This is a genomic window from Shinella sumterensis, from assembly GCF_004514425.2.
Lineage (GTDB): Bacteria > Pseudomonadota > Alphaproteobacteria > Rhizobiales > Rhizobiaceae > Shinella > Shinella sumterensis.
The window spans coordinates 19373-46327 of sequence record NZ_MYFN02000015.1; the positions used below are offsets into that span (position 1 = coordinate 19373).

Annotated in this window: 25 protein-coding genes and 2 pseudogenes; 16 read left to right on the top strand and 11 right to left on the bottom strand. The window is 60.5% G+C overall.

Going from position 1 to position 26955, the window contains the following annotated elements:
* Positions 1–19 precede the first annotated feature (19 nt).
* The 11 genes and pseudogenes from B5M41_RS22040 to B5M41_RS22090 all read left to right on the top strand — a co-directional run bounded on the left by B5M41_RS22040 (position 20) and on the right by B5M41_RS22090 (position 9330).
* Complete coding sequence (locus B5M41_RS22040) at positions 20–772, top strand: maleate cis-trans isomerase family protein (protein WP_134650208.1); 753 nt, start codon at positions 20–22, stop codon at positions 770–772.
* Positions 773–781: 9 nt separating this feature from the next.
* On the top strand, positions 782–1429 hold the full coding sequence (locus tag B5M41_RS22045) for an N-carbamoylsarcosine amidohydrolase (protein WP_134650209.1): 648 nt from the start codon (positions 782–784) through the stop codon (positions 1427–1429).
* Between the two features lie 41 nt (positions 1430–1470).
* Positions 1471–2502: a M29 family metallopeptidase gene (locus B5M41_RS22050; protein ID WP_134650210.1), complete on the top strand. Its 1032-nt coding sequence runs from the start codon at positions 1471–1473 to the stop codon at positions 2500–2502.
* A 175-nt stretch (positions 2503–2677) separates the two neighbouring features.
* Positions 2678–3991 (top strand): MFS transporter, encoded by a 1314-nt coding sequence (locus B5M41_RS22055; RefSeq protein ID WP_134711007.1) that lies wholly within the window; start codon positions 2678–2680, stop codon positions 3989–3991.
* Between the two features lie 156 nt (positions 3992–4147).
* Positions 4148–4618, top strand: a complete 471-nt coding sequence (locus B5M41_RS22060) for a MarR family winged helix-turn-helix transcriptional regulator (protein ID WP_134650212.1) — start codon at positions 4148–4150, stop codon at positions 4616–4618.
* 171 nt (positions 4619–4789) lie between these two features.
* On the top strand, positions 4790–4984 hold the full coding sequence (locus tag B5M41_RS22065; protein WP_134650213.1) for a hypothetical protein: 195 nt from the start codon (positions 4790–4792) through the stop codon (positions 4982–4984).
* Between the two features lie 46 nt (positions 4985–5030).
* A pseudogene (locus tag B5M41_RS22070) lies at positions 5031–5207 on the top strand (ATP-binding cassette domain-containing protein); the annotation flags it as partial.
* Between the two features lie 181 nt (positions 5208–5388).
* Positions 5389–5874: a MarR family winged helix-turn-helix transcriptional regulator gene (locus tag B5M41_RS22075; RefSeq protein ID WP_134650214.1), complete on the top strand. Its 486-nt coding sequence runs from the start codon at positions 5389–5391 to the stop codon at positions 5872–5874.
* Positions 5874–6584, top strand: a complete 711-nt coding sequence (locus tag B5M41_RS22080; protein ID WP_134650215.1) for an SDR family NAD(P)-dependent oxidoreductase — start codon at positions 5874–5876, stop codon at positions 6582–6584. The genes B5M41_RS22075 and B5M41_RS22080 overlap by 1 nt, the downstream gene beginning before the upstream one ends.
* 1 nt (position 6585) lies before the next feature.
* A complete protein-coding gene (locus B5M41_RS22085) occupies positions 6586–7917 on the top strand; it encodes an NAD(P)/FAD-dependent oxidoreductase (protein ID WP_134650216.1) in 1332 nt (443 codons plus the stop codon).
* A gap of 139 nt (positions 7918–8056) precedes the next feature.
* A pseudogene (locus B5M41_RS22090) lies at positions 8057–9330 on the top strand (peptide ABC transporter substrate-binding protein).
* Between the two features lie 66 nt (positions 9331–9396).
* Here B5M41_RS22090 and arr read toward each other — a convergent pair.
* Entirely contained in the window at positions 9397–9810 is a 414-nt protein-coding gene (gene arr, locus B5M41_RS22095) for an NAD(+)--rifampin ADP-ribosyltransferase (protein WP_134650217.1), read from the bottom strand.
* A gap of 494 nt (positions 9811–10304) precedes the next feature.
* Between arr and B5M41_RS22100 the strand changes: the two genes are divergently transcribed.
* Genes B5M41_RS22100 through B5M41_RS22110 form a run of 3 tightly spaced genes read left to right on the top strand, consistent with a single transcriptional unit; the run spans position 10305 to position 12972 of the window.
* Positions 10305–10634 (top strand): XdhC family protein, encoded by a 330-nt coding sequence (locus B5M41_RS22100; protein WP_134650292.1) that lies wholly within the window; start codon positions 10305–10307, stop codon positions 10632–10634.
* A complete protein-coding gene (locus B5M41_RS22105; protein ID WP_134650218.1) occupies positions 10634–11341 on the top strand; it encodes an XdhC family protein in 708 nt (235 codons plus the stop codon). Before B5M41_RS22100 ends, B5M41_RS22105 begins: the two co-directional genes overlap by 1 nt.
* The gene (locus B5M41_RS22110; RefSeq protein ID WP_134650219.1) at positions 11338–12972 is read left to right on the top strand and encodes an NTP transferase domain-containing protein; all 1635 of its coding nucleotides are present in this window, start codon (positions 11338–11340) and stop codon (positions 12970–12972) included. Before B5M41_RS22105 ends, B5M41_RS22110 begins: the two co-directional genes overlap by 4 nt.
* A gap of 237 nt (positions 12973–13209) precedes the next feature.
* Here B5M41_RS22110 and B5M41_RS22115 read toward each other — a convergent pair whose 3' ends face one another.
* Genes B5M41_RS22115 through B5M41_RS22125 form a run of 3 tightly spaced genes read right to left on the bottom strand, consistent with a single transcriptional unit; the run spans position 13210 to position 17009 of the window.
* On the bottom strand, positions 13210–15390 hold the full coding sequence (locus B5M41_RS22115; RefSeq protein WP_134650220.1) for a xanthine dehydrogenase family protein molybdopterin-binding subunit: 2181 nt from the start codon (positions 15388–15390) through the stop codon (positions 13210–13212).
* A complete protein-coding gene (locus B5M41_RS22120) occupies positions 15387–16388 on the bottom strand; it encodes an FAD binding domain-containing protein (RefSeq protein ID WP_134650221.1) in 1002 nt (333 codons plus the stop codon). The genes B5M41_RS22115 and B5M41_RS22120 overlap by 4 nt, the downstream gene beginning before the upstream one ends.
* Before the next feature lie 3 nt (positions 16389–16391).
* The gene (locus B5M41_RS22125) at positions 16392–17009 is read right to left on the bottom strand and encodes a (2Fe-2S)-binding protein (RefSeq protein WP_134650222.1); all 618 of its coding nucleotides are present in this window, start codon (positions 17007–17009) and stop codon (positions 16392–16394) included.
* Positions 17010–17320: 311 nt separating this feature from the next.
* Between B5M41_RS22125 and B5M41_RS22130 the strand changes: the two genes are divergently transcribed.
* Positions 17321–17866 carry a quinone oxidoreductase family protein gene (locus tag B5M41_RS22130; protein ID WP_329959101.1) on the top strand — a complete coding sequence of 182 codons (546 nt, stop codon included), beginning with the start codon at positions 17321–17323 and terminating at the stop codon, positions 17864–17866.
* 131 nt (positions 17867–17997) lie between these two features.
* Here the strand turns inward: B5M41_RS22130 and B5M41_RS22135 are convergent, their stop codons facing one another.
* The 6 genes from B5M41_RS22135 to leuA all read right to left on the bottom strand — a co-directional run bounded on the left by B5M41_RS22135 (position 17998) and on the right by leuA (position 24890).
* Positions 17998–20310 carry a xanthine dehydrogenase family protein molybdopterin-binding subunit gene (locus tag B5M41_RS22135; RefSeq protein WP_134650223.1) on the bottom strand — a complete coding sequence of 771 codons (2313 nt, stop codon included), beginning with the start codon at positions 20308–20310 and terminating at the stop codon, positions 17998–18000.
* A complete protein-coding gene (locus B5M41_RS22140) occupies positions 20307–21293 on the bottom strand; it encodes an FAD binding domain-containing protein (protein ID WP_134650224.1) in 987 nt (328 codons plus the stop codon). The genes B5M41_RS22135 and B5M41_RS22140 overlap by 4 nt, the downstream gene beginning before the upstream one ends.
* Entirely contained in the window at positions 21290–21799 is a 510-nt protein-coding gene (locus tag B5M41_RS22145; protein ID WP_134650225.1) for a 2Fe-2S iron-sulfur cluster-binding protein, read from the bottom strand. Before B5M41_RS22145 ends, B5M41_RS22140 begins: the two co-directional genes overlap by 4 nt.
* Before the next feature lie 72 nt (positions 21800–21871).
* Complete coding sequence (locus tag B5M41_RS22150) at positions 21872–22303, bottom strand: MarR family winged helix-turn-helix transcriptional regulator (protein WP_134650226.1); 432 nt, start codon at positions 22301–22303, stop codon at positions 21872–21874.
* Positions 22304–22510: 207 nt separating this feature from the next.
* On the bottom strand, positions 22511–22855 hold the full coding sequence (locus tag B5M41_RS22155) for a hypothetical protein (protein WP_134711009.1): 345 nt from the start codon (positions 22853–22855) through the stop codon (positions 22511–22513).
* Positions 22856–23219: 364 nt separating this feature from the next.
* Positions 23220–24890 carry a 2-isopropylmalate synthase gene (gene leuA, locus B5M41_RS22160; RefSeq protein WP_134650228.1) on the bottom strand — a complete coding sequence of 557 codons (1671 nt, stop codon included), beginning with the start codon at positions 24888–24890 and terminating at the stop codon, positions 23220–23222.
* Positions 24891–25184: 294 nt separating this feature from the next.
* Between leuA and B5M41_RS22165 the strand changes: the two genes are divergently transcribed.
* On the top strand, positions 25185–25943 hold the full coding sequence (locus B5M41_RS22165; RefSeq protein WP_230640287.1) for an AraC family transcriptional regulator: 759 nt from the start codon (positions 25185–25187) through the stop codon (positions 25941–25943).
* A 65-nt stretch (positions 25944–26008) separates the two neighbouring features.
* Here the strand turns inward: B5M41_RS22165 and B5M41_RS22170 are convergent, their stop codons facing one another.
* Positions 26009–26953 (bottom strand): DMT family transporter, encoded by a 945-nt coding sequence (locus B5M41_RS22170; RefSeq protein ID WP_209020877.1) that lies wholly within the window; start codon positions 26951–26953, stop codon positions 26009–26011.
* Positions 26954–26955 lie beyond the last annotated feature (2 nt).

Below are 26955 nucleotides of genomic sequence, written 5' to 3' on the forward strand. Positions count from 1 at the left end.
AAAGCAGAGGATTTATCTCGTGAAGACCTTATACCGTATCGGCCAGATCGTACCCAGTTCCAATACCACCATGGAGACGGAAATCCCGGCCATGCTGACGGCGCGGCAATCCATCCGCGCGGAGCGCTTCACCTTCCATTCCAGCCGCATGCGCATGAAGAAGGTCGTCAAGGAAGAACTGGCGGCGATGGATGCGGAATCCGATCGTTGCGCCATTGAACTGTCGGATGCCCGCGTCGATGTGTTGGGTTATGCGTGCCTCGTCGCGATCATGGCGATGGGTCTCGGCTATCACCGCCAGTCCGAAAAGCGCCTGACCGGCCGCACGATCGAGGAAGGCACGAACATTCCGGTCGTCACCAGCGCCGGCGCCCTGATCGAGGGGCTGAAGGTGATGAAGGCGAAAAAGATCGCCGTCGTCGCACCCTATATGAAGCCGTTGACCGAACTCGTGGTCGATTATATCCGCGAGGAAGGCTTTGAGGTGATGGATTGGCGGGCGCTGGAAATTCCCGACAATCTGGATGTCGCCCGCCACGATCCGGAAAACCTACCGGCGATCGTCCAGGCGCTCGACCTGACCGATGTCGATGTGATCGTCCTGTCCGCCTGCGTGCAGATGCCGTCCCTGCCTGTCATCGCCAAGGTGGAGGCCATGACCGGAAAACCGGTTCTGACCGCCGCCGTCGCGACGACCTATTGCATGCTGAAGTCGCTCGGTCTGGAGGCGGTGGTGCCCGGTGCCGGCGCACTTCTGTCCGGCGCCTATTGAGGAGAGATCATGCAGAGCGCTGAGTCGAATTATCAAGGTGTCTGGGGCAATCGCATCGGCTTCGGCAAGAGCCCGGCGCTACTCGTCATCGACTTTCTGAAGGCCTATACGATCGAGGGAGCACCACTCTACGCGCCCGGCGTCGTCGAGGCTGTTGCGCAGGCTCCCGAACTGATCCAGGCGGCGCGGGATGCCGGCATTCCGGTGATCCATACACGCATCCTCTATCTGGCGGAAAACTGCGCCGATGGCGGCATGTGGGTGAAGAAATCGCCGGTCATGAAGGCGATGGTCGAGGGCAATGTCCTGGCCGAGTTCTGCGACCACGTGGAGCCGGCAAAGGGTGAGCTGGTCATCGTAAAGCAGTATGCCAGCGCATTCTTCGGCACCAGCCTCGCCTCGCAACTGCATGCGCAGGACATCGACACGGTGATCATGGCTGGCTGCTCGACCAGCGGCTGCATCCGGGCAAGCGCTGTCGATGCGGTTCAATACGGTTTCAGGCCCATCGTCGTGCGGGAGTGCGTCGGCGACCGGCATCCTGATCCGCACAATGCAAACCTCTTCGATATCGACAGCAAATATGGCGATGTCGTTTCGAAAGAGGAGGCGATCACGGAAATCGCCAAGGCCAAGGCAAAGTCCGGCTGTCCGTAACATCCGAAGTGCTTCAGCTTTCAATCAAAAAGGGAACGAACATGGATCAATTCAGCTTCACGGAAATCTGCCTGCATCAGTTGAAGATGTCTGGCGTGCACGAGGGTGAAAAACTCATCGTCCTGACCCAGGGCAACGAGCGCCTCGACTATGCCGACGCCTTCATGGCCGCGGGCATGCGTCTGGGCGCCAAGATGTATCACATGCGTCTGCCGCCTGTGCCGCCGGCAGGCGCCTGGGCTGTCGGCCAGACCGGTCTGGCAGTCATGCCTGAAGCGGTCGAGGCTCTCAAGGCCGCAGACATGCTGATCGATTGCATCTTCCTTCTCTTTAGTCCGGAGCAGATGGCGATTCAGGCATCCGGCACGCGCATTCTGACCGCAGTGGAGCCGCCGGAAATCCTCGCCCGCATGCTGCCGACGAAGGAACTGCGCGAACGCGTCGAGTTTGCCGGCGACCTCCTGTCCAAGGCGAAGGTGATGCGGATCACCTCCGAACACGGCACGGATGTCACCTACAAGCTCAACACCTATCCGGCCATCACGGAGTATGCGTGCACCGACGAGCCGGGCCGCTGGGACCACTGGCCGTCGGGTTTTGTCTTCACCGGCGGTGACGACGATGGCGTCGACGGTACGATCGTCGTCGCGCCCGGCGATATCCTGCTGCCACAGAACATCTACGTCCGCGACCCGATCATCTATACGATCGAAAACGGCTGGATCACCGACATCCGCGGCGGTCTCGATGCCGAGTTGGTCAAATCCTACATGGCCGGTTTCAACGATCCGCGTGGCATGGGCATGAGCCATGTCGGCTGGGGCCTCAACCAGAATGCCAAGTGGCATCGCATGGTGCCGGGCGAATTCCCGGGCGGGATGGGTATGGAGGCGCGCTCCTTCTACGGAAACGTCATGTTCTCCACGGGCCCGAATAATGAATTGGGCGGCCCGAACGACACGGCATGCCACCTGGACATCCCAATGCGCAATTGCTCGCTGTTCCTCGATGACGAGCCGATGGTTCTGAACGGCGATATCGCCGTGAAGGAAATGCAGTACAAGTTCAGCTGATCAACCGGTCTTCGCTCAATCAGCTCTTCAAAGACGGAGAATATTCAAATGCTCCGACCGTCCCCAAGGCGGTCGGAGCCGGGCATATCCATGTGCTCGGTTCCACGAGAACCAAGGTGGCAAAGATCACCGCTCTCACAGAACGCCAACTATACATTTATAAAAGAGGGAAACCATGCAATCAGCCATTACAGTAGAAGACGGCATCCGAGCCGCCGGTGTCGGCCGCTTTCAAAAACGTCTATTTGTCATTTTCGGCCTCGTCTGGGCGGCCGATGCCATGCAGGTTCTGGCGATCGGCTTCAGCGCGCCATCGATCGCCAAAAGTTTCGGCGTCACGGTCCCGGAGGCCTTACAGACCGGCACGCTATTCTTCTTCGGAATGCTCATCGGCGCCTTTGTTTTCGGTCGCCTGGCAGACCGGATCGGCCGCCGGCCCGTCTTGTTCATCGCGATCATTCTCGACGCGATCTGCGGCGTGGCATCTGCCTTCGCGCCGGACCTCCAATGGCTTCTTGTCGCGCGCTTTCTGACCGGCCTTGGCGTCGGCGGAACGCTTCCTGTCGATTATGCCATGATGGCGGAATTCCTTCCCTCCGACCGGCGCGGCCGCTGGCTCGTGCTGCTTGAAGGCTTTTGGGCCGTCGGCACGGTGGCGCTGGCCCTTCTCGCCCTCGTGGCAGGCACGCAGGGTGGCGAGGCCTGGAGGACGATCTTCTTCGTGACCGGACTTCCCGCCTTGATCGGCGTCGTCTTGCGCTTTTATGTTCCGGAATCACCGCTCTACCTCAATCAGCAGGGGCGTTCCGATGAGGCACGTCAGGTCTTGCAGAAAGTTGCCAAGGCAAACGGCAATAATGTTGAAATTTCGCCGCTGAAGCCGCAGACACCCCAGAAGAAGAGTGTCGGTGCGCTTTTCTCAAGTGATCTGCGTCGCCGCACCGTCTTCCTGATGCTGGCCTGGATGCTGATTTCGGTCTCCTATTACGGCGTCTTCGTCTATCTGCCGGTCAAGCTCGCGGCCGACGGCTTCGGCTTCGTCCGCGGTCAGGTCTTCCTCGTCATTCTGGCTATCGCCCAGCTACCCGGTTACGCGCTTGCCGCCTATGGTGTAGAGAAATGGGGCCGCAAGCCCACGCTGATCGGGTTCCTTCTGCTCAGTGCGGTCGGTACACTCGCCTATGGCCTGGGGCAGACGGCGGAGATCATCGTCGCGGCAACCCTGCTGCTCAGCTTTGCACTTCTCGGAACCTGGGGCGCGATCTATGCCTTCACGCCGGAGATCTACCCGACCACGCTTCGCGCCAGCGGCATGGGCATGGCCGGATCGGTTGCCCGGTTCGGCGGCCTGCTGGCCCCTTCGATCGTCGCACCTCTGATGACCTCGAATTTCGGCCTTGCGCTTGGGGTGATTTCAGGATTGCTGGTTGTGGCCGCTGTCAGCGTTTGGCTGATCAATGCGGAATCGAAAGATCAGGTGCTCGAATAGGCCCATGTTCTATCGCCACGCAGTTTGACGCTGCGTGGCAAATTCCGGCGTTGCGCGCGAAGCGCCTGCAATGGATGAAATTCGCGCACAGATGGTGTTGCGATTTGCGGCGTTTTGCACGAAGACGAATGAGATATCAATACGGGTGCCACCATCATGGCTGATGACAAAGACGAGCACGAGCAGGCGGCGGGGCTTTACCAGGTTACTGAGCAGGTCGGGCACCTGCTGCGCAAGGCCTATCAGCGGCACCTTTCCATCTTCCAGAGCAACGCAAGTGATCCTGACCTGACATCGGTCCAGTTCGTAACCCTGTGTGCCCTGCATGATCTCGGTCCGAGCTCGCAGGTTGAACTCGTCAAGGCCACCTCCGTCGATCAGGCCACCATCCGGGGTATCGTCGAGCGCCTGAAGGCCCGCGGCCTCGTTGACCTCTCCAGAGACGAGGTCGATGGGCGAAAAGTGATTATCTCACTGTTGCCGAAGGGGGAAGCCATCCTCCAGCAGATGTACCCGCGAGGACATATCATCAGTGAACAGACTATGAGGCGACTGAACCCGGCGGAAAAGGTCGCGCTCCTGTTCCTTTTGCGAAAAATCGCTGAGGACGACGATCCAAAAGTCTGACTGGCGAATTTATGTCCAAAAGAGGACGCAGTCGGATTCCGCCGTCTACGGGAAGCCTTTCGTCAAACGACACAAGAATGATGCGGCCGACGCGGAGGCGATCGTCGAGGCAGCGGCTCGACGTCGATGCGCTTCGTCGTTCCGATGACTGGATCCCACGAGACATGATCCATGGATGGCGTCGGCGGCCAAGGCGTGGATTTCATCATTATCCCGTTCTTCGTGGACTATCGCAATCAAGGGATCACGAACTGGGCGCCAGTTCCAGTTCTCAGTGAAAATCAAAAAACCTGGTTCATTCGGCGAGCGTCATCGCTACTGAACAATATAGTAGATAATGTCCACTATATTGTCCTCGGCGCATGACGCGTCGGCCAACGCGAACAAAGTTACAAAAAAACAAGGGGAACTTATGTCGCATCCAACCACGTCAGCCGACGTGGTGCTGTCCGTTCGCAATCTCACGATGGATCTTCCGCCGGGAATGGAGCGCACCCACGCGGTAAAAGATATCTCGTTCGACCTCCATGCAGGTGAAATCCTGTGCATCATCGGTGAATCCGGGTCCGGCAAATCCATCACCGCCAGTAAGCAGCTGATATAAATAATAAAACGTGATTTTGGAGGTAAAAACTAGTTGCGTTTGTCCACTAATTACTCTTTCATTCAGTCACGAAACTGACATACGACATGGCCGAAAACCTGCATTGCGGCACGCCGGAAACGCGTGTGCGCCAACGCTGATCCTTGACCATGCGAACGGGAACTCCATGTCCAAACCAACTGAAAATCCGCCGACATCGCCGACTGACATCAATCTCGATGTGCTTGAAGACACGCTGAGCTTTTACATCCGCACGATCAACCTAGCCGTCTCGCGTGATCTCGATGCCCGGCTGGACGGACTGGATGTGGCGAAGGGAACGGGGAAGATCACGACCCTGCTGCTCGTTGATGACTATCCGGGCATCCGTCCATCGGTGATAGCCCATCTGACGATGCGGGACCGCTCGGCAATGGGCAGGATCATCGACCAGATGGTGTCGCACGATCTGATCCGACGGGAGGTGTCGCCGGACGACAGCCGCGCCCAGGAGCTTTACATCACAGAAGCCGGCTCGGCACTTGCAACGAAAGTTCGCGAGATCGTGCCGCAGCAATCGCGCGATTTCTTCAGCTTCATTCCAGAAGACGAGCAGAAACAGGTCATCGACATCCTGCGTCGCGCCTACCGGCATATTGTGGGGCTTGCATGATGGTGCAGACGACAGGACGTGTGGCTCTCATATCAGGGGCAAACAGGGGTATAGGCGATCATGTCGCCGCTACTCTTCTTGGCGAAGGATGGTCGGTATCGCTGGGCATGCGCGGCCCATCGTTGCCGCAATGGGCCATCGGCCATGAAGCACAGGTCCATCTTGCCCACTATGACGCTTTTGATGCGACTGCCGAGAAGCGCTGGGCGGACGACGCCTTGCAGCGTTTCGGTCGTATCGATGCCGTCGTCGCCAATGCCGGCATCATGATCCCGAAGACGGTAATCGAAGCGGATGACGATGACATTGACGCCATGCTTGCGGTCAACGTCAAGGCGCCGAGACGACTGGTTAAGGCCGCCTGGGAAGCGTTGCGCGAAAGTGGCCGTGGCCGGGTCATCATCCTCGCTTCCCTATCCGGCAAGCGGGTGAAGTCCGCATCGGCCGGCAGCTATTCTCTCTCCAAATTCGCGGCGGTCGCGCTTGCGCATGCCATCCGGCAGGCGGGCTTCGAAAGCGGCGTGCGTGCCACTGCCGTATGCCCCGGTTTCGTCGCCACGGATATGGCGATGGCCCTGTCCGAACAACCGGCAGATCAAATGACCCAGCCTGCCGATCTCGCCCGCATCATTGCCATGCTGCTCTCCCTACCGAACGAGGCTTCCGTCGCCGAATTCGCCGTCAATTGCCAGCTCGAGGAGTTTTTCTGACATGCCCGGTCCTTATGTCGTTCCCGTCCATGGCGATGCGGAATTGCCGAAAGAAGTCGATGTCGTTGTAATTGGCGGTGGCATTATCGGCACCTCGACCGCGCTCGAACTTGCCGATCTGGGGCTGCGTGTCGCGCTGTGCGAAAAGGGCGGTATCGGTCACGAACAATCCAGCCGAAACTGGGGCTGGGTGCGTATTTCCCGTCGCGACCCGCGCGAAGTGCCTTTGATGGCGGAATCGCTGCGCATCTGGGCGGATCTCAATCGCCGCACGGGGCGAGAAACCGGGTTCAAGCGTTCCGGCATCGTCTTCACTTGTGCAAACGAAAAGGAGTTTTCCGAGCACGAACGCTGGAACCGCAATCTGGAGGGCTACCAGATTGAAAGCCGCATGCTGAGTGCTGCGGAATTCAAGGCGAAATATCCTGACTCTAACATGGATGTTGCCGGTGCGCTCTATACCGCCGGCGATTGCCGGGCCGAGCCGCAGCGCGCCGCCCCTGCCATCGCCGAAGCTGCCCGCGACCGCGGCGCCTTCATCCTGACCGAATGCGCGGTGCGCGGCCTGCAGCTTTCCGGTGGCAAGGTCTCGGGTGTTGTGACGGAGCGCGGCGAAATCGCCTGCAAGGCGGCAGTAATGGCGGGTGGGGCCTGGTCCAGCCTCTTCCTCGGCAATAACGGCCTCGACCTGCCGCAGCTCAAGGTCATGAATTCCGTGCTGCGCACCAAACCGCTGGAGGGTGGTCCGGATGAGGCAATCTGGTCAAACGGTTTTGCCGTCCGCAAACGTCTGGACGGTGGTTATACAATCGCGAACGGCTTCCAGAACGTCGTCGATATCGTGCCGGCATCCTTCCGTTATGCGCTGAAGTTCCTGCCGGCCCTGCGACATGAATGGCGCTCGCTTAACTTGCGCCTGACAGGCCGCTTTTACGATGAATGGCACATCCCGCGCCGCTGGACGCTCGATGAGGCGTCACCCTTCGAATATAACCGCGTGCTCGACCCCGTTCCGGTCATGGACATGACGGATGGGGCCTTTGCCGAGCTGAAGAAAGCCTTCCCGGTCTTCGAAAAGGCCGAAATTTCCCAGCGCTGGGCGGGCATGATTGATGTGACGCCAGACGCCATTCCGGTGATTGACAATATCGACGCCATCCCGGGCTTCCATGTCGCAACCGGCTTTTCCGGCCATGGCTTCGGCATCGGTCCGGCGGCGGGAAAACTCATGGCGGATATCGTCACCGGCCGCGATCCGATTGTCGATCGTCGCGATTTCCGTTTCAGCCGCTTCAGCGACGGTTCGAAGATCGAGCTGGTCAGCGGCTTCTGACATGGCAAGCCCGGCGGCCTCATGCCGCCGATCCTTTTGACGCATGAGGCAGGCAACTGCTGACGGGAGTAGTACCGCCCCAAAGAGGCGGAAGCAAAATAATCGTCGTGTTCAACCATCGGAACAAGGGGAACTAAAAATGTCCGACCAGAACAAGCCGCTTATCAATGCGACTCGCCGCCAGGCACTCGGCCTTTTGGCGCTCGGCGCCTCCGGCGTCGTCCTTTCCGGCCTTCCTGGCTTTCCCGCGCCATGGCGCAGGACAAGGACGCCAAGGGCCAACTGACGGTCGGCTTCTCGCAGGAGCCAACCGTATTCAATCCGCATATGCCACATATCGAAGTGGATGAAGATATCCATTTCAGCATCTTCGACCCGCTGTTTTATGTCGATGAGAAGGGCGCCTTCGTCGCGGTTCTTGCCGCCGAAGTGCCGACGGTCTCAACTGGAAGGTCAAGCTGCGCGACGGCGTGAAATGGCACGACGGCAAGCCGTTCACCGCCGAAGACGTGAAATTCACGCTGGAACTTCTGGTCGATCCCAACTTCCGTTCATGGCGCAAGACTGGACATGAGTTCGTGCGTGATCTGACGGTGGTTTCGCCGACGGAAATCACCTGAAGAATGGAAAAACCCTTCGCGCCTTATCCCTCGATCCTCGCCTCCACCTTCATCACACCGAAGCATCTTCTCGGCGCGGAAGCCGACCGCAACACCGCCGCCTATAACAACGCACCGGTTGGAACAGGCCCGTTCAAGTGGAAGGAGCGGGTTGCAGGCGACTACATCCTTCTTGACGCCAACACGGATTACTTCGGTGAAGGTCCGCACATCGAGCGCCTGGTCTACAAGTATGTGCCCGACCTCAACGTCATGTACACCCAGTTCAAGACCGGCGACATTGACGTCGTGGGTCTGCAATGGATCACGCCCGACCATTATGACGAGGCGAAGGACCTTGCCGGCAAGGTCGTCAATGTCGTGCCGGGCTCGACGATTGAATCGCTCTCGTTCAACATGGAGCGCCCGCAGTTCAAGGATGCGGCCGTAAGAGAGGCGCTCTATATGCAATATCGCACCGTTCCGCGCTTTTACGATCTCGCGCCGGGCGTCGTTGCTTTGACCGGTCTTTCGGGCCGCGGTGCCGACCGGCTTCATGCTCGGTTCAATTCTCTCGGAATGGGCGCTCGGCAAACCGGAAAACGAACTTGCCCTCAAGCTGGAGCCACTGAAAGCCGCGCCCTTCTATATGGGTTTCGCAGCGACAATGATGCTGCGCTATTATCGGCTGCGCGACAACATCTCCACAAAACTGGCTGGAGCGGAACTGCCACCCCATGCCCGAACCAGCGCGGCCCTCCTGGTTTTTTACGAGCTTCCCTTTGTCCGGGTGACCGGCTTACATCCAAGTTGAATGCCTCGGAGCACAGGGGTGGCTGAGACCGGCCTTGCCCGGAACAGTATCAATAGCTGACCGCGGTCAGTCGATAATGACGTTCTTGCCTTCTTGCATTAACCGCGCGATTCCGTTTTTCATCTCCCGGATCTGTTCCGCCGAATGGCCCTGCCAGTTCACGACCTCTCCGATAATCCGCAACGGGTCCCGTGATCGATATGAGAGCGTCGGATTGCCCGCAAATCTCTTGTCTGTCACATTCGGATCGTCGAACCACGCGCCCGTGGGCTCGACCACATAGATACGTTCGGGCCCTTCACCCGCGGCCAATTCGGCGCCCCATATCGCTGCATCCATGGTGCCTGCGAAATATACCCACGACAACGGCGTGCCGGCGAAATTGGACTGGTAACCGACGGTGATCATGCCGCCGGGCCGGAGATTTGCACGGGTTCCGTGAAAGAATGATTGTGAAAACGCAGTTGCAGCTGCCGACATTGCTTTGCTCCCTTCGCGCTCGGCTCTAACATAATGGACCGACCCAACCCATGTGAGAGGAAATCTCACTCAAGCCGTTGTCTGGAGCTGGTACTAAGCCGACCAGAGGGGATCGTGCACCGTATCGGGATGATAGTGGCCCGTTTATTGAGAACGGCCTGTGTGGATCTCATCATGACCAGGCTGCAGCAGCAGTCCACTCGCGAGAGGCCGGATACATTTATGCAACTGGAATCGCCGTTGCAATGTCGCGTACCCTTTGCACGGACAAAGCGAATGATGTTGATTTCAAAGTGGGGCTGCTGACAACCATTGGACGAGCGCCAAAGAACGCGATCCTGATCGGTGGTGACGCCAGCGAAACTCGATGCAGTGTATGGAAGGTAAGGTATGACGGCGAGGAGAACTGCCGTTATGATAAAATCATCTTCCAGCGACGTTCGGATCCGGCCGGCGACGAGGCGGGATGCTTTGGAGAGCGCGAGGAGTGCTGCATGAACGAGATGATGATGGACCTTGATCCACTGGTGACCGCGGAAACGTGGAGGAAGAGTGGCCGCGAGGTCGCGATCGCCACCGTCATCGAGACATGGGGTTCGGCGCCGCGGCCAGCAGGGAGCCATCTGGTGATCGATAGCGACGCCAATTTTGAAGGCTCTGTTTCGGGAGGTTGCGTCGAAGGCGCTGTTATCTCCGAAGCACTCGATGTCATAAGCACTGGTGAGGCGAAGATGCTGGAATTCGGCGTTGCCGATGAGACGGCCTGGCGCGTCGGCCTGTCCTGCGGCGGACGCATTCGCGTCTATGTAGAAAGGCTTGGCTGATGGAGCTTGCGACGCTGGAGCGGCTGAACGCCTACAGGCGGGCGCGGGTTGCGGCTGCATTGATTACCGATATGGGCAGCGGCGATGCGAGCGTCATTGCAGAAGGTGATGAGCTTGATGGTGTTCTCGGCGAGGCGGTGGCTTCTGCGTTCCGCTCCGGGCGTTCAAGCGTTGTCGAGCTTGACGGTGCTCGCTATTTCCTGAACGTTTATCTGCCGCCACCCGATGTCGTTGTTATCGGAGCCGTTCATATCAGTCAGGTCTTAGCCAAGATGGCAGCACTCGCTGGCTTTGGTGTCCGTATCATTGATCCGCGGACGGCATTTGCAACGCCTGAGCGTTTTGCCGGGATCAACCTGGTGACTGACTGGCCCGCGGATGCATTGAAGGACAAGCCGCTTGACACTTACACTGCGCTCGTTGCCGTGACGCATGATCCGAAAATAGATGATTTCCCGATTGCGGAGGCCCTGCGTCGCGGTTGCTTCTATGTCGGGGCTCTCGGAAGCAGAAGAACGCATGCATCGCGTCTGGATCGCCTGAGGGCCGAGGGCTTTGCCGACAAGGCGCTCGCCCGCATCAACGGGCCGGTCGGGTTGCCTATCGGGGCTGCCAGTCCGGCCGAGATTGCGGTCGCCATCCTCGCACAGATCATCGAGGCGTTGCGAACGCGTGATATCATATTGCGGAAGAGCGACGTTCAATGACATTCGGCGAGTTTCCGGTCGCCAGTGCGGAGGGGCTAATACTGGCGCACGCGGTCCGATTGCCGGAGCGGACGTTGGGCAAAGGGCACCGTCTTTCTCCAGCCGATGTCGAGGCACTCAAGCAGGCCGGTATCGCCAGCGTCACCGCAGCGCGGATGGAGGACGGCGACCTCGACGAAAACGAGGCGGCCCGCCGGCTTGCTGCGGCTATCGCGCCGGACCACCTGCGTTTCTCCGAAGCTGCGACCGGGCGCGTGAACGTTTATGCCGCAACTGACGGGCTCTTCGTCGCAGATCGTGATGTCGTCAATCGCGTCAACCGGATCGATCCGGCGATTACACTGGCCTGTCTCGCCGATCATGTGCGTGTCCGGGCTGGGGACATGGTGGCAACGTTCAAGATCATTCCGCTTGCTCTGCCGGGCAACAAGGTGGAGACCGCTTGTGACGCCTTGAGAATGGCCGCGGCTTTCGGGGTCAAACCGTTCAGAGAACACGCGGTGTCGCTTGTCGCCACGCAACTGCCGTCGCTGAAGCCTGCGGTTATGGACAAGATGGCGCGTATCTTGGAGCGCCGGCTTGCGGCATACGGCAACCGGCTGGAACGCGAGCAGCGGGTGGCTCACAGACATGATGCCGTTGCCACCGCCATCGGCCAGGCGATGGCCACCTCTGAACGCTCTCCGAAGCTTGTCATTGTCTTTGGGGCTTCGGCGGTAATCGATGAGGACGATGTCATACCCGCAGCTATCCGCCAGGCAGGTGGCGAGGTTCTGAGCGTCGGCATGCCAGTCGATCCCGGTAACCTGATTGTTCTTGGGCGGATCGGCGAGACCTATGTCGTGGGGGCGCCTGGATGCGCCCGGAGCCCTAAAGAGAACGGCTTCGATTGGGTTCTGGACCGCATTCTCGCGGGTGAGAAGCCGGATGCCCGGGATCTGGCGGGCATGGGTGTCGGAGGGCTGCTGATGGAGATCGAGACCAGGCCGCGGCCGCGGGAAAACTTCGAGGACAATCACCGGGCGGCGACTGTCGCAGCGGTCATTCTGGCCGCCGGTAAGGCGAGCCGAATGGGCGAGGGCGGTGCTCACAAGCTGTTGGCCGAGTTCGATGGCGAGCCGCTGGTGCGCCGTACGGCGAAGACTGCCCTTGCTGCCGACGCGTCATCCGTCATCGTCGTGACAGGCCACCGGCGAAGCGAGATTATGGCGGCGTTGTCCGGACTGGATGTGACGGCTGTGGAGAACCCTGACTATGCATCCGGTATGGCAAGCTCGCTGATGTCAGGGTTTTCAGCTCGAGTAGCGCGCGATGCGGATGGTGTTCTCGTCATGCTCGCCGATATGCCCGGCGTGAAGGCAGACGATCTCAATCTCCTGATCGCAGCCTTCCGCTCTGCTTCCGGGCGCGCGATCGTCCGCGCAGTCTCGCGCGGAAAGCGTGGCAACCCGGTCATTCTTCCCAAATCGCTTGGCGACGCTGTAATGCGGCTTGAGGGCGATGTCGGAGCGCGACATATCATCGAAACTTCGGGGCTACCGATTATCGACACGGATATCGGCGATGCGGCGCATCTGGACGTGGATACCCCCGAGGCCGTTCGGGCGGCTGGTGGGGTTTTGACAACATGAAGTCTTCCGTCTGATCGCCGACCCGTCCTACGTCGCTGCCGATCCAGTGCGGATGTCGGCCTTGGGAGAGGCGGTGCTGCAGCCGGTCCGCATCAGGAGGCTCCAACGCAATAAGCACTCCGGAATTTCAAAGGCTGGAGGATAGGATGCCTCTTTTTCTGTCGCGGGACTGTGCACGGGAAAGGGCATGCTTAGCCCTTTCTCCATCTTTCATGCCTTGCCGTTGAGGCATGGCTGTCAGAGCAAATCTTCGATGCGTATTGGCAGATGCCGGATCCGTCTGCCCGTTGCGTTGTAGACAGCATTGACGACGGCTGCGGCCGCTCCGACCATTGCGACTTCGCCGAGACCTTTGACGCCGGACATGTTGAGCTTGAAGTCCGGTTCACCGATGAAATCGACATCGATGGTGCCGATGTCGGCGTTGACCGGCACGACATATTCGGCAAGATCGTTGTTAAGCACGCCGCCGAAGCGAGGGTCTGTTTCACCCGCCTCACGAAGCGCCGCACCAATTCCCCAGACGACACCGCCCCTGACCTGGCTTTCCGCCGTTCGCCGGTTCATGACCCGGCCGCAGTCGGCAACGCTGACGACGCGTTTAACGCGCACACGCCCGGTTGACGTCTCCACGTGAACTTCGGCGAAATGGGCGATCCAGCTGAAGGCCATGAACTCGGGATATTCCGGGCCGGTCGTGGATGGGATGCCTCTGCGCAATTGCTCGATCACTTGCCCGTCCTTGCCGAGAGGGATCGTGTTGACAGTGACTTCCAGGGAGAGGCGACGGGTTCGGGCAAGCTGGACATGAACCGGTTCTTCCGACAATGGAGCACCGGTGAGAGCGCTAAGCTCTTCCCGCATTTTCATCGCGGCGCTTCGTGCTGCCGGCGCAACGCTGCCCGTTCCCCATGAGCCGGCGGTTATATGCTGTGGCGCATGTCCGGTGTCGCCGATGCGAATTTCGAGCTTGGTTGGGTCCACATCAAGAATCTCGATAAGCTCGGCAGCGATGACGCTGCGGATGCCTTGCCCCATCTCGTGACCGGAGGTCGCGATTTCACATCGTCCGCTTGCGAAAAGACGAAGCGTTGTTACGGCGGCGGTCATCGATCCCTTGTAACTCCCGCATGCGACGCCGAGGCCTATGAGGCCGCCATTGTCCGCGACCAACGCGCCCGGCTCGCGCCGCCGTCGGTTCCAGTCGAACATTTCGGCTCCGCGCATCAAACAGCCCGCGAGATGACGGGATGAGAAAGGTTTGCCTGTGATCGGATCATTTTGGGTGTCGTTAGCGAGGCGGAACTCAACCGGGTCCATTCCGACAGCCTCTGCGAGTTCATCCATTGCGCATTCCGTAGCGTAGCTCGAGGGATGCTCATGGGGCGCGCGCTGATGTCCGGGGGTCTGCGTATCGACTCTGACGATCCGGTCACTTCCCTGCCAGGTACGGTAGCCGTACATCCGTGGGGGATTGGCCCCGTGGTCACAAGCAAATCCATCGTACCGGCTATTCTGCTGGACCGTTTCATAAAGCCCGGCCAGCAGACGCCCCTGTTCATCCGCCCCCAGCCGAATGCGGTGGCGGCTTCGTGGGCGATAGGACGCGGTATGAAACAACTGACCGCGTGGCATCACGAGTTTTACCGGCCGGCGCAGCAGGGCGGCGGCACTTGCTACGAGCACACTCTGCTCTTGAATACCGTTCTTCTGCCCAAAGCCTCCGCCGGTATAGGGGCTCACGCCGCGCAGTCGCGTCGGGTCCATTCCCATCATGCCTGCAAGGCCGCCGGCGAAGGCAGACGCCGCCTGCGTTCCCTCATAAATCCTAAGCTCGCCATCCTCGAATGCGGCGGTCGTCGAGATCAACTCGATCGGATTATGATGCTGCTGTGGATGCAGATACTCCACATCGATGCGATGATTGGCTGCAGCGAACGCTGCTTGCGCATCACCGGAGGATAGCTGGCGGTCGGGCTCGGCCTCGGGGCTGGCAAGCTCGTCTTCCATGCGAGCGCTGAACGGCCCCGAGGCATAGCGGACCTTGATAGCCTCGGCGCCCTCGATAGCGGCTTCCAACGTCTCGGCAACAACCAGGGCAACCGCTTCGCCTCGGTGGCGCACGACCGGGCTCGTCATCGGCTGATGGCCCTTGCCGGGTTGACCATAGGCACCGCGAGCAGCAGGTGTCGTCTTGATCTGAGAGAAATCCTCATATGTGAAAACGCGCACGACCCCCGGCACCTTCTGTGCGGCGGTCGCGTCGATCGCTTCGATACGTCCCTTTGCGATTGTTGCCGGAACCGTCATCGCATGAAGCAGGCCGGTGATCGGCTGGTCTGCCGCATATAGCGCGCGACCAAGCACTTTTTCATAGGCATCGATCCGAGGGCGGTCAGCAGTCGGTTCCTGTGTCATTGAATCTTCCCTCCAGCGATCATGATGGCATCTGCAAGGGTACGAGCGCCAAGTTCAATCTTGAATGCGTTGTGTTCTCCTGCCCGGGCGTCGGCGAATGCCGCTCTGCCAGCCGCCAATGCAATCTCCCTGTCAATCGTTTGAGCGTTCAAAAGCGCCTCCGCCTCCCTCGCGCGCCAGGGGCGGGTGGCAACGCCGCCAAGAGCGATATGCGCCTGTCGCACATGATTGCCGTCCATCCGAAGCGCCACGGCCGCCGACGCCAGCGCAAAGGCATAGGACTCCCGGTCGCGCACTTTGAGGTAGGTTGAGTTTCTGCCCGCTGCTGTTTTCGGCACGGATATCCCGGTTACGATCTCGCCGGCTTCGATCGCGAATTCGAGATGTGGTGTGTTGCCGGGCAACCGGTAAAAGTCGGAAATCGGGACCGACCGTGTTCCGGCGGGACCGCTGATCTCTATCGTCGCGTCCATCGCCGTCAACGCTACGGGCCAGTCACCCGGCGAAACGGCGTTACAAGCGTCGCTGGCGCCGAGAACGGCTTGCCCGCGATCAACGCCACCGATACCGGCGCATCCGGAGCCGGGCTCCCGCTTGTTGCACGGGTAAGCACCGATCGCACCGTTTCTGAAATAGGGACAGCGGGTTCGCTGCAGCAGGTTGCCGCCGACGGTTGCCATGTTGCGGAGTTGCTGGGACGCCGCTTTCGAAAGGCTCTCGGCGAGAACCGGATAGTCACGGCGTATGACATCATCTTCGGCAACGTCCGCCATCAGCGCTCCAGCACCGAAAAACAGAACGTCGCCACGTGTATCGATCCGGTCGGCCCCTTCAAGGGAGGCGATGTCGATCAGGTGAGCGGGGCGTTCGACGCCAAGCTTCATCAGATCGTACAGCGTCGTTCCGCCGGCAATGTAACGTGCGCCTTCGCCAGCCGCAGCAAATGCCTCGATTGCTTCGCGAACGTTCCCGGCTCGGACATAGGATAATGACCTCATGGCTCAGCCCCGCTCAATCTGGGGAGCTGCCTGCTGGATCGCAGCGACAATGCCGACATAGGCTCCGCATCGACAGATATTGCCGCTCATATATTCCCTGATGTCTTCGGGCGTAGACGCATGGCCTTCCTTCACGCAAGCAATTGCCGCCATGATCTGACCGGGCGTACAGTAGCCGCACTGCAACGCATCGTGGTCGATGAACGCCTGCTGCATGGGATGTAGAGCGTCCGCGCTGCCGATTCCTTCGATGGTCGTGACGGTGCGGCCATCGACTTTGGCGGCGAGTGTCAGGCAGGAAGCGACCCGACGCCCGTCGATGTGGACAGTGCAGGCACCGCACTGACCGTGGTCGCATCCCTTCTTGGCGCCGGCAAGACCCAGTCGCTCACGCAGCATATCCAGCAAGGATGCCCGGGCATCAATCTCCATGGCACCCGGCTGGCCGTTGATTTGAAAGCTGACCCTGACCGTCGCGCCGTTCTCCGGCGTGGGTTGTGAGACCGAACCTTGTGCCTGTGCAGCTGCCGGGAGCATTCCAGACATTGAAACAATCGTTCCAACCTCCAACACCTGTCGTCGGGTAACTTCGAAAATCTTGCTATCGTGTGCGTCTGACATCTGGATTTCGTCTCCTGTTGAAGTGCAACAATCGTGGGGCGTCATCCGTTTCGGCTCGCAGTCCGAAATCTCATTCCGTCCCAAAATAAATCGGGCAAGTCGGAATGATTAGTTGGGAAATTCCGCGCGGACTGATTAGCCGTGCTTTGCAATCGAAAAGCCGGCATTCTCGTCTCTGCTCAAAAAATGGCAGGGGTGGATTTGGTCTACCAGACGAGGCGGCAATGTGTTGCGGACCTGGCAGGGGTGGTCTCCTTCGTCATGAGACGGTCCTCCTTCAGGGCGCTGCCGGCGGAGTTGGCCTCGCAGCGGTGCAACTCGCAGCGCAAGCGGGAGCAACGGTAATTGCCGTCTCAAGCGGGGAAAAGCGGCTGGAAAAAATATCGTCGCTTGGCGCCGATCACGTTATTGATCGGTCCTCTCAAGACCTTGTTGAAGCCGTGCAAGACATCACGAGAGGCAACGGTGTCGATCTCGTTATCGATCCCGTTGGCGCCACCTTGCCTTCTTCGCTCGCTGTTCTTTCGCCCGAGAGCCGTCTCGTGTTTGTGGGGAACGCGGGCGGTGGAAACCTTTCGGTGGATCTGTGGCCGGCCATGCAGTCAAATCAGACTTTGCACGGGGTCTTCATGGGCCGGCTTTTCGAAAGGCCCCGGATACGCTCGACGGTCGACGCGTTACTGGTCGCGCTGGAGAACCGCGAGATCGAGGTTAGGATCGAAAGAGTTTCCCCCTTTCTGAAGCCAGGGCCGCCCATGATTTCGCGGAGAGAGCGAAGCCACTTGGCCGGGTCATCATGGAGCCGTAATGGCGCCGCGGCAGGCATTGGGACCGCGCGAGAGTGGTGGAATTCGTAGATGCGCCTGATCAAAATCCGGTCCGGAAAGGAGCTGGATCTTTATAAGGGGCCGAAGGTTCTCAGCCGGCCGCTCTACGCCCAGCCTTTGGCTGCTGACGGCTCGACAGACCACGCCGCCAGCAGCCGGGATCAGATCAGCTTGTCGAGTGTTAGAGGCAGGTCGCGCAAGCGTTTGCCTGTTGCATTGAAGACCGCGTTGGCAATGGCCGCCGCCACGCCGGTCGTTCCAATTTCGCCGATCCCGCGCGCCCCCAGCGGTGCGCGCGGATCGGGGATGTCGGTCCACAAGACATCGATGTCAGGCACGTCGAGATGCACCGGCACATGATAGTCGGCCAGAGACGTGCTCATGATACGGCCGGTCCGTTCGTCGAGCAGGGTCTCCTCGGTCAAGGCCATGCCGAGGCCCATGATCATGCCGCCCTTGAACTGGCTTGCCGCCGTCTTGGCGTTCAGGATGCGACCGCAATCGAAGGCTCCGACCAGACGGTCCACGCGGATTTCGCCCGTGACGTCGCTGACACGCAGTTCGCAGAAGATCGCGGAAGTGCTGTGCATCGAGAATTTGAGAATCTCCAGCGGCGCGCCGCTTTCCCCGATCGCGCTCAGTTCGCTTCGACCGGCGCGGCGCAGGATGGAGGTGAAGCTTTCGTGGCGGGCCGGATCGTCGACGCTGCGCAAGCCGCCGTCGGCGAACTCGACCTCGCTCGGCTTGAGGCCCGCCAGCGGCGTGTCGTTGCCAGCCAGCCGCATGAGTTGAACCGCAAGCTTCCCGCTCGCCGCGCTGACGGCTGCCGCCAGCGAGGCCGTCTGCGACGACCCGCCGGCGAAGCTTGCGAAAGGCAGGCTTGAATCCCCGATCGTCACCGTGACGCGATCGAGCGGGAGGCCCAGGCGATCGGCGGCGTGCTGTCGTTGGACCGTCGCGGTGCCCATACCCATTTCGTGCGCCGCACTGGCGACATGGGCGTCGCCGTTGCCGTCGATAGTGATCCGAGCGGATGTGCCCGGCATCCGCGTGAACGGAAAGGTGCCGCTCGCGCAGCCCATGCCGATCAGCCACTCGCCTTCACGCCGGCTACCGGGCTCAGCCGTGCGCCGGCTCCAGCCGATGCGCGCCGCCCCGAGGTCATACGCCTCCATCATGGCGTTCTGCGAGTGCGGTGCCCCGCTCACGGCGTCGCGGGTCGCGGCATTGCGTCGGCGCAGTTCGATGGGGTCCATGCCGAGCGCGTGGGCCAGTTCGTCCATCGCGCACTCGATCGCGAAGGTGCCTGGCGTCTCACCTGGCCCCCTCATGAAGCTGTTCGCCAGCAGGTCGAGATCGACATAATGCTGGACGACATCGAAGCTCTCGCTGGCGTAGAGCGACCGACCGGTGAGGCTGAACCCTTCGTCGCAGACGCTGTGCCGCGGCTTGACGCCATAGCCGTGGTGCAGCAGCGCCTTGAGCCTGCCTTCTGCATCCGCGCCCAGCGCCACCCGCTGCTCGGTCCGCATGCGCCCGCCCACCAGCCGGTGCATGCTGGCGCGTGAGAGGGTGACACGCACCGGACGACCCGCGAGCTTTGCGGCGGCCGCGCCGAGGATCTGGTGATCCCACATGGCCTTCGCGCCGAACCCGCCACCGACATAGGGCGAGCTCACATGTACCTCGTCCGCCTTCAGCCCGAAGACCTTCGCGAGCGAACCGGCGGTGGCGTTTATCATCTGGGTCGCGTCGTGAACGATCAGCTTGCCATCCCGCCAGACAATCGTCGCGGCATGAGGCTCGATCGGATTATGGTTCTCCCAAGGCGTCTTATAGACGGCGTCAACCTTGAAGGCCGCCTCGGCGAGCTTCCTGCGTGCATCGCCCTTGTCCAGGCGGTTGCGCTCGACGAGGATCGACTCCGGCGTATAGGCGCTGTTCTTGCCCTCCTCGAACCGGGTACGGGCCGGTGCGGAGGCATAGCGCACGCGGACCAAGGTGGCCGCGTGATCGGCCTGCTCGCGCGTCTCGGCGAGGACCACCGCAACAACCTGACCGTTCCAGCGGATCTCGGGGTCCTGCATGATCGGCAGTGTGTGGTTGCCGGCAGCCTTGAGGTTGGTCAGTCCCACGGTCGGCGGAACACCCAATTTGGGCGTGTTGCGGTAGGTCATGACCAGCGCGACGCCGGGCGCCGCTTCGGCTGCGGACACGTCCAGGTCGGCGATGTTGCCGCGGGCGATCGTGGAATGGACGAAGGCGGCGTAGAGGAGATCGTCCATCGGAACTTCCGCGGCGAACTGCGCCGCCCCGCGGACCTTATCGGGCCCGTCGACACGCGACTGCTGCCTTCCGAGCGCGACACGCTTGTCGATCAGCGGATCCGGGGTGCCACCGGGCAACCAGCTCGCCGGGACATGGCCAAGGACAGCGCGCACGCCGCCGACGATGGCATTCTGCAACTTGGTCATTGGTGTGCTCCTGCGAGCGCGGCCAGCAGAGCGACTACCGTTCGTTCGACAAGGACAATCTTGAAAGCGTTGCCCGACAGCGGCTGCGCGTCGGCAAGTTCTTCGCGGATTGCGGCTAGGAAAGCCTCTTCGGTCGGCGCAACGCCGATCAGCGCCGCTTCCGCCCGCGCCGCCCGCCATGGCCTGGCGGCGACACCGCCGAGCGCAATCCGGGCTTCGGTAACGCGTCCATCCGTCAGCGCCAGGCCGCCTGCGACGGAGATCAGTGCGAAAGCGTAGCTGGAGCGATCGCGGACCTTGCGATATTCGGAATGCGTGACTGCGTCCGAAGGCGGCGGCAGTTCAACGCCGGTGATCAACTCTCCCGGTTTCAGCACGGTCTCGATGTGTGGGGAGGCGTTCGGCAGAACGTGAAAATCCGTTAGCCGGATCGATCGCTTACCGTCGGGGCCGGAGAGATGGATCAAGGCATCGAGCATGGCAAGCGCAACGCACATGTCGGAAGGGTGCGTTGCGACGCACTGGTCCGACGCACCCAGGATTGCATGATAGCGATTGAACCCATCGAGTGCGTCGCAGCCGGTGCCCGGCTGCCGCTTATTGCAGCGTGCGCCCTCGACATCGTAAAAATACATGCAACGCGTACGCTGGAGGATATTGCCCCCGACCGTCGCCATGTTGCGGATCTGTGCGGAGGCGCCGGCGAGCAGCGCGCGTGAAAGCACGGGATAGCGGCGGCGTACGAGCGGGTGTGCGGCAAGGGCGGCGTTGCGAACCGACGCGTCGATCAGCAGCCCGCCGCCGTCGCTTTGGCGGATGGCGCCATCCAGCCGGCTGACATCCACCAGTTCGCTTGCCTGTTCGACATTCTGGCGCAGCAGATCGACGATGTTGGTTCCACCGCCTAGAAACCTGGCGCCTCTTCGGGCGCGCGCCACGGCATCGGCTCGATCCGCCGCGCGGATATATTCGAACGTCCTCATGCCGCGGTCTCCCTCAGCATGTGCTCGATCGCTTCAACAATGCCATTATGCGCGCCGCAGCGACAGAGATTGCCGCTCATGCGCTCGCGGATCTCCGCGCGCGTCACCGGGGGCGGACTTGCGGCAATATCGCGGGTCACGTAGCTGGGGTCGCCCCGCCGTAGCTCGTCCGCCATGGCGATCGCCGAGCAGATCTGACCCGGGGTGCAATAGCCGCATTGGAGGCCGTCATATTCAACGAAGGCTTGCTGCAGCATATGCAGATCGTCGCCCTCACCGGCGAGGCCCTCAATCGTCCGGACGTCGCTCCCCTCCGCCTGCGCGGCGAGCGTGAGACAGGATAAAACGCGATTGCCATCGAGTAGAACCGTGCAAGCGCCGCAGGCGCCCTGGTCGCATCCCTTCTTGGTGCCGGTGAGGTGGAGATGCTCGCGCAACAGGTCGAGCAGCGATACCCGCGCATCATCGGGCGGTGAAACTTCCGTGCCGTTTACCCGTATCGTCATGACTTCGCTCCATCTGCTGTGCCATGCCAATCGTGCGGCACATTTAACAAGATATGACGAAGTTCGGACTACTCAACTGTCGTTGTAGACGATTTTTGTGATCATCGCGATGAATTGATCTCGTTCATCGGGCGAAAGGCGAGAAAGCATCAGCATATGCATCTGTCGATAGGCCTCGACCTGGGCCTGCGCATATATCGCGCCGGATTCGCTCAGGGTAAGGGCCACCGCCCGGCGATCGGCTTCAATACGCTCGCGCTTCAGGAAACCGCGCTTTACGAGGCGGTCCGTGGCCGACGAAAGCGTCGTGGTGGGTACGGCAAGAAATCTCGCAACATCGGTCGGGCCACAACCAGCATGCTCTGCAACGTAGAGGAGCACCGCCTTGTCGAGCTCGGCAAGTGGCCGCTCGGACCGCAACGCGTCGGCAAGCTTGTATCGGCGTGCAAAGGTCTCGAACGCGGTGCCGAGCGCGGCGAGTTGGTCTTCTGTCGGGTCACTCATGCTCCCCACATATCGCATCTCGACCTCAATTGGATAGTCGTGACTGCGCAAGAGCAATCCGCCGAATAGCGGGCTTACGCGGACCGGCGACAACGCTCTACGGCAGCGAGCGCTAAGCACGACCGTTCGGGGTCATTCGCAGGCTGCTGGCGAGGATGTCGTTTGCCGGCTTGCTGGCGTTGGCGCAGCCAAAAATCTGGTTGCCCTTCATTTGCGCACAGGCTTAGGGCGCTCTTTTTCCGCTCCCCAGAAAGAAAGCCGCGCGTCTGGCGCTTCCTTGTGAACCGCAATCCGCATATGAGTCCGAAGCTCCTTGCGGAAACGCGAGGCGTTGCGTGCTCCCCATACGCCGACGAAGTAATCCCCGGACGCATCGTTCTTGAAGACTGCCGCCCCGCCAAAGGTGGAAGACAGGCCACCCTCGCCAATGACACCTCCGTTACCGTAAACCGCAACAACGCAATCCAGCGGCGCAACGCTGACCACTGTATTACCGGACGGGCCGAAACCCGCGCTTCTGAAAAGGTAGACGGGCCAAGGAGAAGTCATCATTCCCAAAGCATATCTCCGTCATCGGAGACCACAAGCGCCTGATGTAACGTGGTCGACACGACCCAGTCTTCCGAGGCTGCGTTCGCGCGAGCATCAGATAACGTCAGCCCATATCGCCGGCTGAACGCGTGGATGAAATAGGAGATGTCACCGAAGCCGACTCGAGTGCGATCGCGCTAACAGTCCGGCCCGTGAATTGACGATCGATCAGCCGCCTATGTGAAGGCGATCCAGCGCTCACGCCCGTATGGAACATCGGGCGAATAATCGACGTCAGAAAATGCCGGCGTGGCGCTGAATCCGGGAAATTCACTTCTTTCTCGATCCTGAGCAGCGACGCGGGATCGCCCACTTTTTGATCTGATCAGCTGTTGCTCGCTGCGTTGAGGACGGCCTTGACCGAAGCTGTGGCAATGTCGTCGTCGATGCCGATTCCGAAGACCTTGCGGCCGTCGCGCGCGCGGCATTCCAGATAGGCGACTGCCTGGGAATCTGTGCCGCGTTTCAGGGCATGTTCGTGGTAGTCGAGGATTTCCAGCGTGACGCCGCAACCCTCCTCCAGCGCGGAGACCGCACTGGAGATCAGGCCATTCCCGCGACCCGTGATCGCAATCTCGCGGCCCTTGTGCCGGATTCGCCCAACAAAGACGCGCTGCTTTCCGGCTCTGCGCGGGTTTCCATCCTGATATCCCACGAGCTCGAACGGCTGTGGCCCGGTCAGATTGTAAGCGTCTTCAAAGATCGACCAGATCATTGCCGCGGTGATTTCCTTGCCGGTATTGTCCGCGAACTCCTGGACACGCCGGCTGAGATCGATCTGTAGTGACCGGGGCAGTTTCAGGCCCTTGTCCTGCTCCACCACCCAGGCGATCCCCCCCTTGCCGGATTGGCTGTTGACACGAATGACAGCTTCGTATGTCTCTCCTATATCCGCCGGATCGACCGGCAGATAAGGCATCTCCCAAACTCCATCATTGCGTTGGCCATGAGCGTCGAAACCCTTGCGGATCGCATCCTGATGCGAGCCCGAAAAGGCCGTGTGCACCAGCTCGCCGGCATAGGGGTGGCGCGGATGTACCGGCAACCCGTTGCAATGCTCGACGGTCTTCACAACGTCGCGGATCGCGGGGAAATAGAGCTTCGGATCAATCCCCTGCGTATAGAAATTCAGTGCCAGCGTCACCAGGTCGACATTGCCGGTCCGCTCGCCGTTGCCGAACAGGCAGCCCTCGACGCGATCGGCCCCAGCCAGCATTGCCTGCTCGGCCGCAGCCACGGCCGTACCGCGGTCATTGTGAGGATGCACACTAATCACCACGGCCTCGCGGCGCGAGATGTTGCGGCAGAACCATTCAATCTGATCGGCATAAACGTTGGGCGTTGCCACCTCGACAGTTGCCGGCAGGTTGAGGATCACCGGTCGCTCCGGCGTTGGCTGCCAAACATCAAGCACACGTTCACAAATTTCGAGAGCGAAATCCGGCTCCGTAAAGCAAAAAGTTTCCGGCGAGTATTCGAAGGTCCATGTCGTCTCTTGCCGTTTAAGGCTTTCCTCCAGCATCGCAGTGACGCCGGTAACGGCCAGGTCTATGATCTCATGCCGCTCCATACCGAAGACGACGCGTCGAAACAGCGGAGCGGTTGCGTTATACAGGTGGACGATCGCCTGTTTCGCCCCATCCAGCGATGCAAAAGTTCGCGCGATCAGGTCTTTCCGCGACTGAGTCAGGACCTGGATCGTCACATCATCGGGGATCCGCGCCTCTTCGATCAGAGCGCGAACGAAGTCGAACTCGGTCTGGGACGCCGATGGAAAAGCGATCTCGATTTCCTTGAAGCCAGCAGACAGCAGCATGTCGTAAAAGCGCAGCTTGCGCTCGACATCCATTGGATCGGCGAGCGCCTGATTGCCATCGCGCAGATCGGTAGACAGCCATCGCGGCGGTTTCGTGAGCCGGTTGGATGGCCACGTTCGATCCCGCAGGTCGATAGGAGATACAAAAGGACGATATTTGGTTTCAGGATTGGTCAACATGGCATGATCCGGTGCGGTGCGATTTGTAAAGGATTCGACACGGCCGACTACGATCGCCGGGAAGCCGTCAGGCCCGGCGACCGCCGGTAAGTCGCAGCGCAACGGAAATCACCAACAAAAGGAGCGGGCGGGCCGCGCGTGCAACGACCACGCCGAACGCCGTGGAGTGCAGCGCTTGGATGCTGTCAATGAGACGGTTGCGGGTGAACACCTGGCGAAGAACTTTCTGTTGTTAGATGGCTACCCTACTCGTTCCCAAAATGATATTCTAACGCAGGATGATCACTTATCGTCGTGAAAGGATCATTTTTGCAAAGCGGCGTAAACATCACGAACGAGATCGCCGTCATTACGCATGACGGACATCGCTTTTCGGGGCCGAAGCACACGCACGAACAGGCGCAGCTTCTCTACGCGGTCAGCGGGGTCGTATCGATCACAACGGATGAGGGTACCTGGGTCGTCCCGCCAAGCCGGGCTGTCTGGCTTCCGCCCGGATTGGAGCACCAAACATCCAGCCATGCAGGCGTGCAATTCCGGTCACTTCTGATCGACACCAGCGAGATGCACGGTCTCCCCGGCGAATGCGTTGTCGTCGAGATCACGCCTCTCGTGCGGGAATTGATCCTGAAACTCGCCAACCTCGCCGAGAACCCGGCAAGTCGTGACAGGATAGACGCCATCGTCAGGTTGCTTCTGATGGAACTTTCCTTCCAATCAGTGCAGCCACTCAAGTTGCCGATTCCGAAGCATCCCGAGCTGGCGCAAATATGCGAGCAGTTCCGCAACGATTTGACGCAAGACCTTCCCATAGAAGCTGCGGCATCTCTGCTTCACATGAGCAGAGCGACTTTTATGCGGCAGTTCAAGCGTGAAACCGGCATGAGTTTCGGGCACTGGCGCCAACAAGCCCGAATGCTCAATGCGTTGACCATGCTGGCGGAAGGAAGAAGCATCCTCGACGTTGCTTTTGAGTGCGGGTACAACAGCCCAAGCGCCTTTTCCGCCATGTTCCGCCGATCACTCGGATGCTCGCCCAGCGCTTATTTTTAACTGCGCTCGCAGGCTCGCCCGCTCATCACTTCTACGAGGGCATAGAACCGTCTCAAAGCCTCGGGTCAATTGCGCCGAGGGGTCAACATGATCACGGCGACACCGGCCAGGATCACCGAAATCCCGACCAAGGAAATCAGCGCCGGCTCTTCGCCGAGCACAATCCATCCAAGCAGGACGCCGACGAGGGGATTGACGTAGGCAAAGGTCGAGGCGATGGCCGGCGGATAGAGTCTTATCACAGCGATATAGGCAAGCAGGCTGATCACGGAGCCGCATATGACCAGATAAAGAAAAGCGGCGATCTGGGAGAAGGATAGATCGACCGGCGGCGCAAGCGTGATACCGCTCGCCGAGCAGATGCCGGTCAGAACGATCGCCGCCGCGAGTGTCTGCAGCCCCGCGGCCCAGACCGGCGAAATCGTCTTGAACAATGGTTTCTGGATCAGGCTGCCGAGCGACCACGTCATGCCTGCGGCGCAAAGCACGAACGCCAGCCAGAGGGAATACCCGGTTTCGACGGATGCGTCGTTGGCCAGGACGACAGGTGGTCCAACGACAAGTACGAGACCCAGCAGGCCAAGGGCAAGGCCGGCAACGGTACCGTGCGACGGGCGCGTGCGCTCGATGATGCTGGAGATCAGCGTGGTCCATATCGGGATCACACCCATAGCCATGACAACGAAGCCGGACGCGGCGTGCCGCGAGGCGAGTGTGGCGAGCCCATTTCCGCCAACCCACATGAGGATGCCGGATACCGCGCAGATGACGAGTTCCCGGACGGACAAGGCCGGGAGACGCTTCGTGCGGAACATCGCCAGCGCAATCAGCAGCGCGGATGCGGCCCATATGCGCCATGTTTGAAGTTGGAGCGGGGCGATGGCCGCGGGTCCGGTCACCGCAACCTTGACGGCAAAGTAGGTGCTGCCCCAGACGAGGTAGACGATCAGCAGATTGCCGATCCCACTCCATGACGCGCCGCGAGGTTGCTGCTGATCGATCGCGGCCACGA